Source organism: Phenylobacterium sp., assembly GCF_035539035.1.
Classification (GTDB): Bacteria; Pseudomonadota; Alphaproteobacteria; order Caulobacterales; family Caulobacteraceae; genus Phenylobacterium.
The window spans coordinates 1-15,074 of the sequence record NZ_DATLJI010000015.1; the positions used below are offsets into that span (position 1 = coordinate 1).

At 71.3% G+C, this 15,074-nt stretch carries 14 protein-coding genes; 9 read left to right on the forward strand and 5 right to left on the reverse strand.

The annotated features are described in order from the left end of the window. Positions 1 to 231: 231 nt before the first annotated feature. The 3 genes from VM685_RS11960 to VM685_RS11970 all read right to left on the reverse strand — a co-directional run bounded on the left by VM685_RS11960 (position 232) and on the right by VM685_RS11970 (position 6,409). Positions 232 to 2,871, reverse strand: a complete 2,640-nt coding sequence (locus tag VM685_RS11960) for a glycoside hydrolase family 3 C-terminal domain-containing protein (RefSeq protein ID WP_325460392.1) — start codon at positions 2,869 to 2,871, stop codon at positions 232 to 234. 68 nt (positions 2,872 to 2,939) lie between these two features. After that, positions 2,940 to 4,475, reverse strand: a complete 1,536-nt coding sequence (gene trpE, locus VM685_RS11965) for an anthranilate synthase component I (RefSeq protein WP_325460393.1) — start codon at positions 4,473 to 4,475, stop codon at positions 2,940 to 2,942. Next, positions 4,472 to 6,409 (reverse strand): peptidylprolyl isomerase, encoded by a 1,938-nt coding sequence (locus VM685_RS11970; protein ID WP_325460394.1) that lies wholly within the window; start codon positions 6,407 to 6,409, stop codon positions 4,472 to 4,474. The genes trpE and VM685_RS11970 overlap by 4 nt, the downstream gene beginning before the upstream one ends. Positions 6,410 to 6,534: 125 nt before the next feature. Here VM685_RS11970 and tpiA point away from each other — a divergent pair, with 125 nt between their 5' ends. Further along, a complete protein-coding gene (gene tpiA, locus VM685_RS11975; RefSeq protein WP_325460395.1) occupies positions 6,535 to 7,278 on the forward strand; it encodes a triose-phosphate isomerase in 744 nt (247 codons plus the stop codon). A 4-nt stretch (positions 7,279 to 7,282) separates the two neighbouring features. On the opposite strand, the gene VM685_RS11980 is transcribed toward tpiA, so the two are convergent. Continuing rightward, complete coding sequence (locus VM685_RS11980) at positions 7,283 to 7,696, reverse strand: VOC family protein (protein WP_325460396.1); 414 nt, start codon at positions 7,694 to 7,696, stop codon at positions 7,283 to 7,285. A gap of 127 nt (positions 7,697 to 7,823) precedes the next feature. After that, positions 7,824 to 8,363 (reverse strand): GNAT family N-acetyltransferase, encoded by a 540-nt coding sequence (locus VM685_RS11985; protein ID WP_325460397.1) that lies wholly within the window; start codon positions 8,361 to 8,363, stop codon positions 7,824 to 7,826. Between the two features lie 117 nt (positions 8,364 to 8,480). Here VM685_RS11985 and secG point away from each other — a divergent pair, with 117 nt between their 5' ends. The 8 genes from secG (at position 8,481) to pdhA (ending at position 15,062) form a co-directional block, all read left to right on the forward strand. Continuing rightward, the gene (gene secG, locus VM685_RS11990; RefSeq protein ID WP_325460398.1) at positions 8,481 to 8,933 is read left to right on the forward strand and encodes a preprotein translocase subunit SecG; all 453 of its coding nucleotides are present in this window, start codon (positions 8,481 to 8,483) and stop codon (positions 8,931 to 8,933) included. A 63-nt stretch (positions 8,934 to 8,996) separates the two neighbouring features. Next, positions 8,997 to 10,637 carry a CTP synthase gene (locus VM685_RS11995; protein ID WP_325460399.1) on the forward strand — a complete coding sequence of 547 codons (1,641 nt, stop codon included), beginning with the start codon at positions 8,997 to 8,999 and terminating at the stop codon, positions 10,635 to 10,637. A 27-nt stretch (positions 10,638 to 10,664) separates the two neighbouring features. Continuing rightward, on the forward strand, positions 10,665 to 11,000 hold the full coding sequence (locus VM685_RS12000) for an MmcQ/YjbR family DNA-binding protein (protein WP_325460400.1): 336 nt from the start codon (positions 10,665 to 10,667) through the stop codon (positions 10,998 to 11,000). Positions 11,001 to 11,091: 91 nt separating this feature from the next. Further along, on the forward strand, positions 11,092 to 11,274 hold the full coding sequence (rpmF, locus tag VM685_RS12005) for a 50S ribosomal protein L32 (RefSeq protein ID WP_257818058.1): 183 nt from the start codon (positions 11,092 to 11,094) through the stop codon (positions 11,272 to 11,274). Between the two features lie 166 nt (positions 11,275 to 11,440). Then, a complete protein-coding gene (eno, locus tag VM685_RS12010) occupies positions 11,441 to 12,721 on the forward strand; it encodes a phosphopyruvate hydratase (protein ID WP_325460401.1) in 1,281 nt (426 codons plus the stop codon). 1 nt (position 12,722) lies between these two features. Then, on the forward strand, positions 12,723 to 13,610 hold the full coding sequence (locus tag VM685_RS12015; RefSeq protein ID WP_325460402.1) for an aminoglycoside phosphotransferase family protein: 888 nt from the start codon (positions 12,723 to 12,725) through the stop codon (positions 13,608 to 13,610). 55 nt (positions 13,611 to 13,665) lie between these two features. Then, positions 13,666 to 13,962 carry a septum formation initiator family protein gene (locus VM685_RS12020; RefSeq protein WP_325460403.1) on the forward strand — a complete coding sequence of 99 codons (297 nt, stop codon included), beginning with the start codon at positions 13,666 to 13,668 and terminating at the stop codon, positions 13,960 to 13,962. A 53-nt stretch (positions 13,963 to 14,015) separates the two neighbouring features. Next, on the forward strand, positions 14,016 to 15,062 hold the full coding sequence (gene pdhA / locus VM685_RS12025) for a pyruvate dehydrogenase (acetyl-transferring) E1 component subunit alpha (RefSeq protein WP_325460404.1): 1,047 nt from the start codon (positions 14,016 to 14,018) through the stop codon (positions 15,060 to 15,062). Positions 15,063 to 15,074 lie beyond the last annotated feature (12 nt).

A 15,074-nucleotide genomic window follows, 5' to 3' on the forward strand; every position in this document is an offset into this window, starting at 1 on the left:
GTGGCCGCTGAGCCGATGGGAGCTTCGCGTATGGGCGCCGCGCCCAACGGCGTTCATCGCCTCGTCATCCAGCAATCACCACCATCCCTTCCCTTCCTCCATCGAGGAGGAAGGGGTGCTCTTCCCGGTAAGCGCTGACCGTCGTCGGGGAGAGGCGGCGCCTGATCGCGGCTTCCCCACCCCGCTCGCCTTTGGCGAGTCGACCCTCCCCATCAAGGGAGGGAGAGGGCCTCACTTCGGGAGCGTCTTGGTCCCCGCGGTCTGGAAGCGGGTGCGGCCGCCGGGGGGCTGGGCGAGGCCGGCGCGGGAGAGCGGCTGGCCGCCGCCGACCCAGACCTCCACGGGGCCGGGACGGATCGCCCGCTGCCCCGCCTCGTCGACGAGGCTCAGGGCCCGGTCGCTCAGGGTGAAGCGCACCGTGCGGGTCTCGCCGCGCTTCAGGTGGACGCGCTCGAAGCCGGCCAGGGCGCGGACCGGGGCGCCGGCCTGGCCAGGGTGGGTGAGGTAGAGCTGGACCACCTCGTCGCCGTCCATGCCGCCGGTGTTGGTGACGTCGGCCGAGACGGTCACCGTCCCGTCGGCGGCGATGCGGGGCGCATCGACACGGACGTTGGCGTAGCGGAACCGGGTGAAGGAAAGGCCGTGGCCGAACGGGTAGAGGGCCTCGCCCGTGAAGTAGCGGTAGGTCCGGCCCTTCATGGCGTAGTCGCTGAACGGCGGCAGGTCGTCGGCGGACCTGTAGAAGGTCACCGGCAGGCGCCCCGCGGGGCTGTAGTCGCCGGCGATCAGGCCGGCCACGGCATGGCCGCCTTCGCCGCCCGGGTACCAGGCCTCGATGATCGCCGGCACGTTGCGGTCGGCCCAGTTCACCGACATGGCGCTGCCGTTCATGAGCACGAGGATCACCGGCTTGCCGGTGGCGTGGAGCTGTTCGAGGAGCTTCTGCTGCGGGCCCGGCAGGTCGAGGCTGGTGCGGTCGCCCCGCGAGAAGCCCGGCGCCTGGACGCGCAGCTCCTCGCCCTCGACGCGGGCCGTCAGCCCGCCGGCGAAGACGATCAGGTCGGCGTCGCGGGCGGCCTGCAGCGCGGCCTCGATCTCGCCGCCCGGCAGGCTCCAGACGAGCTGCTGCTCGCCGCGGCGGCCGCGCTGGAACGCCTCCACCCGGATGGCGTGGCGGCCGGGCGCCAGTTCGATGGCCCCGTCGGCGATGGAGGCCTTGTCCGTCACGTCCCACTCGTCGACCAGCAGCTTGCCGTCCACCCAGACGCGGTAGCCGTTGCGGCTGGCGACCCGGAACCGGTGCTCGCCGGGCTTGGTGGTGACGAGGGTCCCGGTCCAGCGGACGGAGGTCTCGCGCGTCTCGTCGCGCCACGACAGCCGGGCGTTGGCCTCGTTGCGGACCAGGGTGGGGGCGCCGGCCAGGTCGGTCCCGGCGAAATGCTCGGCCTTGAGGCCCGGCGTGCGGCAGTCTGGGTCGACGCAGAGCGCCGCGTCGGGGACCGGCGGCGAGGTCGGGCCGATCAGGTCGGTTCCCTGGACGTAGGTCACCTGAGCCGTGGGATAGCGGGCGCGCAGACCGGCGAGCACGGTCACCGGCTTCGACGGGGTTCCCGAGTAGTTTCCGGTCAGCGCGTCGACGCTGTCGGCGTTCGGGCCGATCACGGCGATCCGGGCCGGCGCGGCCTTCAGGGGCAGCAGGCCGTCGTTCTTCAGCAGCACCATGGCGGCCTTGGCGGTCCTGAGCGACAGGGCGCGGTGCGCGGGGGTGTCGTTGTCGGCCGGGGTGATCCCGGCGAACGGCAGGGTGGCGGGCGGGTCGAACATGCCCAGGCGGATGCGGGCCTCGAACAGCCGGCGCAGCGCCCGGTCCACGGTGGCCTCGGACAGGGCGCCGCTGCGGACGGCGCGGATGATGGGTTCGACCTCGGTCGTCATCTCGTTGCGGTAGTCGCCGCAGATCACGTCCATGCCCGCCTCGAAGGCCAGGGCGACCGCCTCCTCCGGCGTGCGCGTGTAGCGCAGGGCGTCCTCGCGGTAGATGTTCGCCGCTCCGCCGCAGTCGGAGACCACATGGCCGGTGAAGCCCCAGTCGCGGCGCAGGCGGGTGTCCATCAGCGCCTCGCTGGCGCAGGCGGGCACGCCGTCCACGGCGTTGTAGGCGCACATGATCCCCTGGACGCGTCCCTCGACAACGGCGGCGCGGAAGGCCGGCAGGTAGGTGTCCTCCAGGTCGTGCGGCGAGGGGTGGACGTCCTCCCGGTGGCGGTTCGATTCGGGACCGGAGTGGACGGCGTAGTGCTTGGCCGTGGAGAGCGCCTTCAGGTACTTCGGGTCGTCGCCCTGCAGGCCGCGGATGAAGGCCACGCCGATCCGCGAGGTGAGGAACGGATCCTCGCCGTAGGTCTCCTGGCCGCGCCCCCACCGCGGGTCGCGGAAGATGTTGATGTTGGGCGACCAGACCGTGAGGCCCCGGAACCAGTCGCTGCCGCCGTCGGGGTGCAGGTTCTCGACGTACTTGGCGCGGAACTCGACGCCGATGACGTCGGCGACCTCGTGGGTGAGCGGCGCGTCGAAGGTGGCGGCCAGTCCCACGGCCTGCGGGAAGACGGTGGCGACGCCGGCCGCGGCGACGCCGTGCAGGCCTTCGTTCCACCAGTTGTAGCGGGGCACGCCCAGGCGCGGGATCGCCGGGGCGGTGTTGCCGAGCTGCGGCGCCTTCTCCTCCAGGGTCATGCGCGAGACGAGATCGGCGGCGCGGGCCTCCACGCTCAGGGTCGGATCGCGGTAGGGCGGCGGGGTCTGCGCCTGTGCCGGACCGCAAAAGAGGACGGCCGCCAGAATCCCGAGCACGGGCAGAGCTTCACGCGCCACAGATATCCCCCCTGTATGTTGTCGCGGGGGAAGCTAACGGAGTTAGCGCTACCAGTCCATCGGACGGGTCAGACGAAGCGCCAGGATTCCTCGGCGGCGTCGCGGAGCGCGCGGGCCTTGTGCAGGGTCTCGTCGTACTCGGCGTCAGGGTCGCTGTCGGCGACCACCCCGCCGCCGGCCTGGACGTACATCACGCCGTCCTTGAAGAGGGCGGTGCGCAGGACGATGCAGGTGTCCACCGAGCCGTCCGCGCCGAAATAGCCGACGCCGCCGGCGTAGCCGATGCCGCGCTTCTCGATCTCCAGCTCGTCGATGATCTCCATGGCCCGGACCTTGGGCGCGCCCGACAGCGTGCCGGCGGGCAGGGCGGCCATCACCACGTCCACGGGGTCGAGTCCCTCCGGCGCGTCGCCTTCCACGTTGGAGACCAGGTGCATCACCCGGGCGTAGCGTTCGACGAAGAAGCTGTCGGTCACGCGCACGCGGGGCCCACGGGTCGCCGGCGCCGGCGGCTCGTTGGCGCCCCTGCTCTTGAGCATCGCCACCCGGCCCACGTCGTTGCGCCCGAGGTCGAGCAGCATCAGGTGCTCGGCGCGCTCCTTGGGGTCGTTGACCAGCTCCTGCTCGAGACGGCGGTCCTCCTCGGGGGTCGCGCCGCGCGGCCGGGTGCCGGCGATCGGGCGGATGGTGATCCTGCCGTCGCGCAGGCGGACCAGGATCTCCGGCGAGGAGCCGGCGAGCTGGAAGTCGCCGAAGTTCAGGTAGAACAGGAACGGCGAGGGGTTCGACCGGCGCAGCGACCGGTAGAGGGCGAAGGGATCGTGGGCGAAGGGCGCCCGGAAACGGTGGCTGGGCACCACCTGGAAGATGTCGCCGGCCCGGATGTAGCCCTTGGCCTGCTCGACGATCTCCCGGTAGCGCTCGCGGCTGACCGGGGTGGTGAAGCGGTCGGGCTCAGGCACGCCCTGGTGGGTCAGCGGCGGGGCGGGGCGCCTGAGGTCGGCCATGACCCCGGCCAGCCGCGCCTCGGCGGCGGCGTAGGCCTCCTTCGCCGACGATCCGTCCGGCCGCACCGGGGTGACCAGGATGATCTCCTGGGCGATGCCGTCGAAGATGGCGACGATCGAGGGACGGGTCATCACCCCGTCCGGCAGGTCCAGCGGGTCCGGATTGACGTTGGGCAGGCGCTCCACCAGCCGGATCATGTCGTAGCCGATGGCGCCGAAGACCCCGGCCGACGGCGGCGGCAGGCCGGGCGGCAGCTCGATCCGCGAGGACGCCACCAGGTCGCGCAGGCTGTCCAGCGCGCCGCCCGCCTGGGGCGTGAAGCGGCCGGCGGCGATGTCGTCGCCCGTGGCGATCTCGGCCTGGTCGCCGCGGCAGCGCCAGACGAGGTCGGGGTTCAGGGTGATGATCGAATAGCGGGCGCGGAAGGCGCCGCCCTCCACGCTCTCGAACAGGAAGGCGTAGGGGCGGCCGTGGCCGATCTTCAGATAGGCCGAGACCGGCGTCTCCAGGTCGTCGATCAGGCGGGTCCAGACGAGCTGGGGCGCGCCGGCGTCGTATCGCGACTGGAAGGCGGAGAACTCGGGCTCCGCCTTCACTTAGGCGTTCCCTGGGCCTTCCCGGCGGCCTTGCCCGCCGGGGTTTCGGTGGTCTCGAGGCCGAGGGCGGCGCGGGCGCGGGTCTCGTCGATCTTCACCTTCATGGACCGGCGGGCGGCGGCGCGGGCGGATTCCTCCAGCTCGCGGAACAGCTCCATGGTCATCTGGTCGCGGCCGAACTCGGTGATCTGGGCGATCATCGCGGGGTCGCCGGGGCGCACGGCCTCCAGCTTGCCGACCAAGAGGGCGAACTGCACGTCGCGGGCGGTGAAGGCCTCGCCCGGGCGCACGGCGAAGGCCTGGCCCAGCAGCTCGCGGGACAGCTCGCGGTTCTGGCCGGCGCTCTGGCGGCTGAGGCCGGTGACGCGGCGCACCTGGGCGCCGGTGGAGGCGGCGACGGCGTCGATCGCCTCGCCCTTGCGGATCCGCTCGGCCAGGGCGTCGGCGCGGGTCTGCATGCGGCGCAGGGTCTCGCGGCCGGTCCAGACGCGGGTCAGCTCGGCGCGCAGGGCGGCGTCGAGCGGCGGCAGGGACGGCGGGATCACCCGCTCGACGCGGACGGCGAAGTACTCACCCTCGCCGACCTCGACGAGGTCGCTCTCGCCGCCGGCCGGCAGGGCGAAGGCGGTCTCCATCAGCTTCTGGTTCAGGCCGGCGACCGGCTGGTTCTGCTGGTCGCGGCCGGCCTGGGACACCGGGCCCAAGGTCATGGTCGGCACGCCGGCCTTCTGGGCCGCCTCGGCGAGGGTGCCGCCGGCGGTGTGGGCCTCCTCGTAGGCGTTGGTCAGGGCCAGCACCTTCTCGACCGCCGCGTCCCGGCGCATCTCGGCCTCGAGGGCGGGGCGGGCCTCCTCCAGGGTGACGACGCGGCCGGGGGTGACCGAGACGACCTTGACCACCTGGGCGCCGAGCTCGCTCTGCACCGGGGCCACCTGGCCGGCCTGCATCCGGAAGGCGGCGGCGGCGACGCCGCGGTCGGGGATCGCGGTCTGCGGCCGGTTGTCATAGGTGATCAGGTCGACGCCGATCGACTTCGCCACGGCGGCGGGGTCCTCGCCGCGCTGCAGGCGGGCGGCGACCTGCTGGGCGGTGGCGGCGTCCTTGGCCGGGATCTGCACCACGGTGCGGGTCTCGGGCGTGGAGAGGGTGTCCTTGCGGAACTCGTAGCGCTTCTTCAGCTCCGCCTCGTCGATGGCGACGGCGCCGCCGGTGAGCGCCGGCGAGAAGCGGACGACGGTGAGGATGCGGAACTCCGGCCGGGTGAGCTGGGCGGCGTTCTCGCGCATGAAGGCCTGCAGCTGGGCCTCGGTGGGCGGGGCGGGGGCCTCGACGCTGCCGGGGCCGACGCTGAAGAAGGCGACGTCGCGGTTCTCCAGGCCGTAGAGGGCGTTCAGCGCCGACATGGCGCGCGGCGCGCGGACCCCGGCGACGATGCCGGTCAGCGCCATCTGGCCGGCGATGTCGTCGCGGGCCATCTGCTCGAACTGGTCGGTCGTGAAGCCGCCCTCGGCGAGCTGGCGCTCGTAGGCGGTCTTGTCGAAGCGGCCGGAGACCGGATCGAAGAAGGCCGGGATCTTGGCGATCTCGTCGACCACCAGCTTGTCGGAGGGCTTCAGGCCGATCTTCGACAGCAGGGCGGCGAAGGCCTCGCGGCTGGCCATCAGCTGCAGCACCTGCTTGTCGAAGCCGCGCTCGACGGCGAGCTCGATCGGCACCGGCTGGCCGGCCTGCTGCTCGATGCGGCGCTTCTGGGCGTCGAACTCGCGGCGGAAGTCGGCGGCGCTGACGACGCGGTCGCCGGCCTGGATCACGGCGTCGCGGACATTGCCCTGGAAGACGTCGTTGATGCCGAAGACGGCGAAGCTGACGATCAGCAGGCCGATGAGGACGGCGGCGACCCAGGACTTCGCGAAGTTGCGAATGGCGGTGAGCATCAATTTCCCTTCCCGGGCGCGAACTTGAGGGCGGGTATAGTGGAGGCCTCTCGCTCCCCGCAAGGAGGTGACAGCGGCGGCCGCTTGGCTTAACCGCGCCCGGCACAGGACAGAAGTGAGGCCAAATGACCGCTCCGACGCCGCTGATCGCCGGAAACTGGAAGATGAACGGGCTGTCCGCCTCGCTGGCGGAGGCCGAGGCGATCGCCAGGGGCGTGGGCGACTGCCCCGGCCGGGTGGCGATCTGCCCGCCGGCGGTGCTGACCCACCAGATGGCCGAGGCGCTCTCCGGGACCAGGGTTCTGGTCGGCGGCCAGGACGCCCACTGGGACGACTTCGGCGCCTTCACCGGCGACATCTCGGCGGAGATGCTGGCCGACGTGGGCGCGAAGCTGGTGATCCTCGGCCACTCCGAGCGGCGGGAGGGCTATCGCGAGACCGACGAGATCGTGGCGAAGAAGGCGCAGGCGGCGCTGCGCGCGGGCCTCGAGCCCATCGTCTGCGTCGGCGAGACGCTGGCGCAGCGCAAGGCCGGCGAGGCGCTGGCGGTCGTCACGGGGCAGGTGAGGGGCTCGCTGCCGCCGGAGCTGGCGGGCCAGGCCTTCTCGGTGGCCTACGAGCCGGTCTGGGCGATCGGCACCGGGCTCACGCCGACCACGCCCGAGATCGAGGAGGTCCACCGGGCGATCCGCGCGACGCTGGTGGAGATGTTCGGCGAGGCCGGGCGGGCGCCGCCGATCCTCTACGGCGGCTCGGTGAAGCCCGGCAACGCCGCCGAGATCCTGCACGCCGACGAGGTGGGCGGGGCGCTGGTGGGCGGGGCCTCGCTGAAAGCCGCCGACTTCCTGGCGATCGTCCAGGCGCTCTGAGCGGCTAGGCGGGCGGGCCCTTCAGCTCGACGGTGTTGCCCTCGGGGTCGCGGACGTAGAGCGAGAAGCCCGTGCCGTCGGCGCCGTAGCGCTGGCCCTCCTCGACGACCTCGCAGCCGTGGGCGGCCAGGTGGGCGCGGATAGCGGCCTCGTCGAACGGCCGCACCTGCAGGCAGAAGTGGTCGAGGTTGCGGCCCCCGGGGCCGGGCGCCGCGCCGCCCATCCGGCCGAGCGGGCCGTCGAGGGTGACGAGGTCGATCATCTGCGGGCCGCAGCGGACGTGGGTCATGCCGAGCTCCGGCCGGTCGCGGTCCACGGAGAGGCCCAGCACGCCCACGTAGAAGCCGAGCATCCGCTCCCTGTCGCGGACCCGCAGCACGATGTGATCGAAGCCGGTGACGGAGATGGGGGAGGGCATGGCGCAGAGATAGCTTCCTTTCCCGCGCAGCGGGAGAGGGGGACCACGTCGAGCCTCCGGCTGGAAACGCGGCTGCCCCACCCCGCTCGCTTCGCGAGTCGACCCTCCCCATCAAGGGAGGGAGCGGTCAGAGCATCAGGCCGAAGAGGCGGCAGTCGCGGCGGTCGCCGTCCTCGCGGATGTGGCCGCGGACCAGGCCCTCCTCGTGGAAGCCGAGCTCCTCCAGGACCGACTCGGAGCGGCGGTTGCCGAGGTGGGTGCGGGCGGTGAGCTTGCGCAGGCCGCTGGCCGCGGCGTAGGCGACGACGGTGCGCATCGCCTCCCGGGCGTAGCCCTCGGCCCAGGCGTTGCGGCCGAGCATGAAGCTGACCTCGGCGCGGCGGTGGCGGCGGTCGATGTCGGAGAGCTCGCAGGCGCCGACGAAGGCGCCGTCGGCGAGCGCCCGCATGGTCCAGTGGATGGCGCGGCCGGCGTGCATGGCCTCCACCTGGGTCCGCACGATGCCGGCGACCACGTCGGGGTCGTCGATCTCGGGCCAGTCCCAGTAGGCCATCACCTCGGGATCATCGACGATGGAGAAGACGTCGCGGGCGTCGGCGTCGGTCAGCGGATCGAGCCGCAGGCGCTCGGTCTCCAGGATGGGCAGGCGCTTCAGTTCGAGAATCATTCTTGCCACGGGGCTGCGACGTCCTAGGTATGGCCTTGGCGTAAGCTCAGTGATAGAGCGCGCGCTTCATTTCAGGGTGGTGAACCGCCCGACCGCACGGACGCGCAAAAGAAGCTCATGCTGCTCACCATCCTCCTGGTCATCGAGATCCTCGTCAGCCTGGCGCTGGTCGGCGTCGTGCTGCTGCAGCGTTCGGAGGGCGGCGCGCTGGGCATGGGCGGCGGACCGTCGGGCTTCATGACGGCGCGCGGGGCGGGCGACCTGCTCACCCGCGTCACCTGGATCCTCGGCGGGCTGTTCTTCGTCATCGCCCTGCTGCTGACCATCCTGGCCGGCCGCGAGCGCGGCGCCTCGTCGGTCGTCGACCGGCTGAAGGTCAACGCCATCGACCCGACCACCCTGAACCAGCCGGCCCAGCCGCCGGCCGGCACGGCCCAGCCGGGCGCCCCCGGCAGCGCGCCCGCGCCGCTGACCGCGCCGACGCCCACGGTGCGCAACCCGTTCCTCGGCGACGCGCCGGCCGCCACGACCCCGGCCGCGCCGCAGCCCGCCGCGCCCGCCCCGCAGTAAGCCGTGGACGAATCGCATCGAAGGCGAGGTCCAGCCGGCGAATCACGGCTAATCTGAACGCCCATGGCCCGGTACATCTTCATCACCGGCGGCGTGGTCTCTTCCCTTGGCAAAGGTCTCGCGTCCGCCGCCCTCGGCGCGCTTTTGCAGGCGCGAGGCTACAAGGTCCGCCTGCGCAAGCTCGACCCCTACCTCAACGTCGACCCGGGGACGATGAGCCCCTACCAGCACGGCGAGGTCTTCGTGACCGACGACGGGGCCGAGACCGACCTCGACCTCGGCCACTACGAGCGGTTCACGGGCGTCAACGCCACCCGCGGCGACAACATCACCACGGGGCAGATCTACAAGACCATCATCGAGAAGGAGCGCCGCGGCGACTATCTCGGCGCGACGGTGCAGGTGATCCCGCACGTCACCGGCGAGATCAAGGAGTTCGTCCTGGCCGATCCGGGCGAGGGCGTGGACTTCGTGCTGGTCGAGGTGGGCGGCACGGTGGGCGACATCGAGGGCCTGCCGTTCTTCGAGGCGATCCGCCAGCTCGGCCAGGAGCTGCCGCGCGGGCATGCCTGCTACATCCACCTGACGCTGCTGCCGTACATCAAGACGGCCGGCGAGATGAAGACCAAGCCGACCCAGCACTCGGTGAAGGAGCTGCGGTCGATCGGCATCCAGCCGGACATCCTGCTGTGCCGGACCGAATATGCGATCCCGGAAGGCGAGCGGAAGAAGATCGCCCAGTTCTGCAACGTGCGGCCGAGCGCCGTCATCCAGGCGATGGATTCGGCGAACATCTACGCCGTGCCGCTGGACTACCACGTGCAGGGGCTGGACTCCGAGGTGCTGGACGTCTTCGGCCTGAAGGACCAGGCGCCGGCCCCGAACCTGGCCCGCTGGGAGCAGATCTCGCACACCCTCAGCCACCCCGACGGCGAGGTGAACATCGCCATCGTCGGCAAGTACACCGGCCTGACCGACGCCTACAAATCCCTGGTCGAGGCGCTGATCCACGGCGGCGTGGCCAACAATGTCCGGGTGAAGTTCGACTGGATCGAGGGCGAGGCCTTCGAGAAGGACGAGGACCTGATCGGCGAGCGCCTGACCGGCGTGCACGGCGTGCTGGTGCCCGGGGCGTTCGGCGAGCGCGGCTCGGAGGGGATGATCCGGGCGGTGCAGTTCGCCCGCGAGCACGACATCCCCTATTTCGGCATCTGCTTCGGCATGCAGATGGCGATGATCGAGGCGGCCCGGAACCTGGCCGGCATCCAGCAGGCGTCCTCCACCGAGTTCGGACCCACGTCGGAGCCGATCGTCGGGCTGATGACCGAATGGGTGCGCGGCAACGAGAAGGAAGTCCGCCAGGCGGGCGGCGAACTCGGCGGCACCATGCGCTGCGGGGCCTATGACGCCGTGCTCGCGCCGGGCTCGAAGGTCGCGCAGATCTACGGCGGCATGGCGATCTCCGAGCGCCACCGGCACCGTTACGAGGTCAACATCGACTACCGCGACCGGATCGAGGCCACCGGGCTGAAGTTCACCGGCCTGTCGCCCGACGGCATCCTGCCGGAGATCTGCGAGCGCTCGGACCACCCGTGGTTCGTGGGCGTGCAGTACCACCCGGAGCTGAAGAGCCGGCCGTTCGACCCGCACCCGCTGTTCGCCAGCTTCATCGGCGCGGCCAAGGAGCGGAGCCGTCTGGTCTGACGGCGCGGTCTGCGGGATGATGCCCGCATGATCACCCGCGACGACGTCCGCCGCGAGGCGCTGGCGCTGCCCGAGGCCTACGAGGAAGGGCATTTCGACATCCCCTCGTTCCGGGTGGCGAAGAAGATCTTCTGCACCATCCACCAGGACCAGCCGCGGATCGTCCTGAAGCTGGACCCGGAGGACCAGCACATGCTGGCCGACGGGGCGGGGGTGCGGCCGGCGGACGGCGCCTGGGGGCGGAAGGGCTGGACCTACGCCTACTACGAGGAGCTGGCGCCGGAACGGCTGGCGCAGCTCCTGCGGCTGGCCTGGGCGACGGTGGCGCCGAAGCGGCTGGTGAAGGCGTCAAACGCGGCTTGAAACCGGCAGGGGTTTCATGCATACACCCGCGCTCACGTCGGCGGCCCTCACCGGCCGCCGCTTCCATTTTCCACGCCTGCGAGATCCTCCCATGGCCGTTCCCAAGCGAAAAACATCGCCCTCCCGGCGCAACATGCGGCGCTCGCACCACGCGCTGGGCCCGAACTCCTTCGTCGAGGACAAGGAGACGGGCGAGCTGAAGCGCCCGCACCACGTCGACCTGAAGACCGGCATGTACAAGGGCCGCCAGGTCCTGACGCCGAAGGAAGACTAGGCGCTTCTTCGAGCCGTCTGGCTTACGAGACGCCGGCCGAAAGGCCGGCGTTTTGCGTTTGTGGCCTTCCTTTCCCGCGCAGCGGGAAAGGAAGGGGCTCGGGTTGCCCGGCGGGCGGAAGGTGGCTAAGCCACGGCCGCCCCCCGAGAAGCCTCCAGAGGAAGACATGACCGAGATCGTCGACATCAACGCCCGCGAGATCCTGGACAGCCGCGGCAATCCGACGGTCGAGGTGGACGTGGTGCTCGAGGACGGCTCCATGGGCCGCGCGGCCGTGCCCTCGGGCGCGTCGACCGGCGCCCACGAGGCGGTCGAGAAGCGCGACGGCGAGAAGGGCCGCTACGGCGGCAAGGGCGTGCGCCAGGCGGTCGAGGCCGTGAACGGCGAGATCTACGACGCGCTGGCCGGCATGGACGCCGAGGACCAGCGGCGCGTCGACCGCACCCTGATGGAGCTGGACGGCACGCCCAACAAGAGCCGGCTGGGGGCCAACGCGATCCTGGGCGTCAGCCTGGCCACGGCCAAGGCGGCGGCGAGCTCGGCGGCCCTGCCGCTCTACAAGTACGTGGGCGGCGTCTCGGCGCGGGTGCTGCCGGTCCCGATGATGAACATCATCAACGGCGGGGCGCACGCGGACAATCCGATCGACATCCAGGAGTTCATGATCCTGCCGACCGGCGCGGACAGCTTCGCCGAGGGCCTGCGCATGGGCGCGGAGATCTTCCACGGCCTGAAGAAGGCCCTGAAGGACGCCGGCCACAACACCAACGTCGGCGACGAGGGCGGCTTCGCCCCGAACCTGAAGAGCGCCGAGGAGGCCCTGGCCTTCATCGTCAAGGCGGGCGAGGCGGCCGGCTACAAGGTGGGCGACCACTTCGTGCTCGGCCTCGACGTGGCCTCCACCGAGTTCTTCAAGGGCGGCAAGTACGTCATGGAGGGCGAAGGCAAGACGGTGGACCCGGCCGGCATGGTCGACTACCTCGCCGACCTGGTCTCGAAGTTCCCGATCGTGACCATCGAGGACGGCTGCGCCGAGGACGACTTCGATGGCTGGAAGCTGCTGACCGAGCGGCTCGGCAAGACGGTGCAGCTGGTCGGCGACGACCTGTTCGTGACCAACCCGGTGCGCCTGAGCCAGGGCATCGACAGGGGCCTGGCCAATTCGATCCTGATCAAGGTCAACCAGATCGGCACGTTGTCGGAGACGCTGGACGCCGTCGACATGGCCCACCGGGCCGCCTACACGGCCGTGATGAGCCACCGCTCGGGCGAGACCGAGGACTCCACCATCGCCGACCTGGCGGTGGCCACCAACTGCGGGCAGATCAAGACCGGCTCGCTGGCCCGCTCCGACCGGACGGCCAAGTACAACCAGCTGCTGCGCATCGAGGAGGAGCTGGGCGACCAGGCGATCTACCTCGGCCGCAAGGCGCTGAAGGTCGGCTGACGTGGCCGCGGGGGACGCGATCGACGCGTCCCTCGTCCGGCGGCTCGTGGCCGCCCAGTTCCCGCAGTGGGCCGACCTGCCGGTGAAGCCGGTGGCGAACGGCGGCTGGGACAACCGCACCTTCCATCTCGGCGAGGCGCTGAGCGTCCGATTGCCGGCGGCCCGGCGCTATGCGGCGGCGATCGAGAAGGAGCAGCTCTGGCTGCCCAGGCTCGCCCCGCACCTGCCGCTGCCAATACCGGAGCCGATCGCCCTGGGCCGGCCGGGGGAGGGGTGCGACTGGCCGTGGTCGGTCTGCCGCTGGCTGCCCGGCGAGACGGCGGAGGAGGCCGCGCCGACGGACCTCGTGAGGTTCGCCGAGGATCTGGCGGACTTCCTGCTGGCGCTCCAGAGCGCCGATGCGGGCGGCGGGCCGCCGGCCGGCCAGCACAGCTTCCACCGCGGCGGCGACCTGGCGGTCTACGACGCCGAGACCCGAGAGGCGCTGGGGAAGCTGGAGGGCGAGGTCGACACCCGCCGGGCGCGGGCGCTGTGGGACGCGGCGCTGGCCAGCGCCTGGGACCACCCGCCGGTCTGGGTGCACGGGGACGTGGCGCCCTCCAACCTGCTGGTCGAGGGCGGGCGGCTCTCGGCGGTGATCGACTTCGGCCAGCTCTGCGTCGGCGACCCGGCCTGCGACTACGGCATCGCCTGGACCTTCCTCGACGCCGACGCCCGCGCGGCGTTCGGCGCGAGGCTGGCGCCCGATCCCGGGACCTGGGCGCGGGCCAAGGGCTGGACCGTGTGGAAGGCGCTGATCGTCGTGGCCGGCCTGCCGGGCAGCAACTTCCGACAGCTGGCCCTGTGGCGCCGAGCGCTCGGGGAAGTGCTCGCAGATCCGGAAGGTTAGCTGGCCCTTAACCATGCCGGACGAATCTCGCGGCTGCGTCCCAGAAGGATTCGCCGTGTTCGCCCGCCTTCGCCCGTACCTGCCGACCGCAGCGCTGGCCTTCCTGATCTTCTACTTCGGCTTCCACGCCTTCACCGGCGAGGGCGGCCTGCTGCAGTCGGACCAGCGCGACGCGACCCTGGTGGCCAAGTCCCGCGAGCTCGCCGCCCTGCGCGCCCAGCGGCAGGACCTGGAGGTCCGCGCCCAGCTGATGCGCGACACGAGCCTTTCGGCCGATCTCCTGGAGGAAAGGGCGCGCTCCCTGCTAGGCTTCGCCGATCCAAGAGACTATGTGATCCGCATGAAGCCGTAGGGCCGCTTCGTCGGTTCTATAGAAGCGGACAAAAAAACATCACGGAGAGACGCATGGCGCGTGGTCAGGCTGGCGGCGCCAGCCGGCGGAAGGCCAATGGCTCGCATCCCAAGGGTGACGTTGGGGTAGGGGCCGCGAAGGAAGAGCTGCTCGGGTACTACCGCGACATGCTGCTGATCCGCCGCTTCGAGGAGCGGGCGGGCCAGCTCTACGGCATGGGGCTGATCGGCGGCTTCTGCCACCTCTACATCGGCCAGGAAGCCATCGCCGTCGGCGTGCAGGCGGTGAAGCAGCCGGGCGACCCGGTGATCACCGGCTACCGCGACCACGGCCACATGCTGGCCTGCGGCATGGACCCGCGCGAGGTCATGGCCGAGCTCACGGGGCGGGCCGGCGGCTCGTCCAAGGGCAAGGGCGGCTCCATGCACATGTTCTCGATGGAGGCCGACTTCTACGGCGGCCACGGGATCGTCGGCGGCCAGGTGAGCCTGGGCACGGGCCTGGCGCTGGCCAACCGCTACCGCGACAACGGCAAGGTCGCCTGGACCTATTTCGGCGACGGGGCGGCCAACCAGGGCCAGGTCTACGAGAGCTTCAACATGGCGCAGCTGTGGAAGCTGCCCGTGGTCTACATCATCGAGAACAACCAGTACGCCATGGGCACCTCGATCGAGCGCTCCTCGTCCGAGACCCACCTGTACAAGCGCGGCGCCTCGTTCCGGATCCCGGGCGAGGAGGTGGACGGCATGGACGTGCTGGCGGTGAAGGCCGCCGCGGCCAAGGCCGCCGAGCACGCCCGCTCCGGCAACGGGCCCTACATCCTGGAGATGAAGACCTACCGCTACCGCGGCCACTCCATGAGCGACCCGGCCAAGTACCGGACCCGCGAGGAGGTGGACGAGATCCGCAAGACCCGCGACCCCATCGACCACGTCGAGGAGCTGCTGGAGAAGCAGGGCTTCGCCGACGAGGCCACGCTGAAGGCGATCGACGCCGAGGTGAAGCGGATCGTCGCCGACGCGGCGGAATTCGCCCGCACCTCGCCCGAACCCGCTCCGTCCGAGCTCTACACCGACGTCTACACGGAGGTGCGGGCGTGAGTGCGCGTAGTG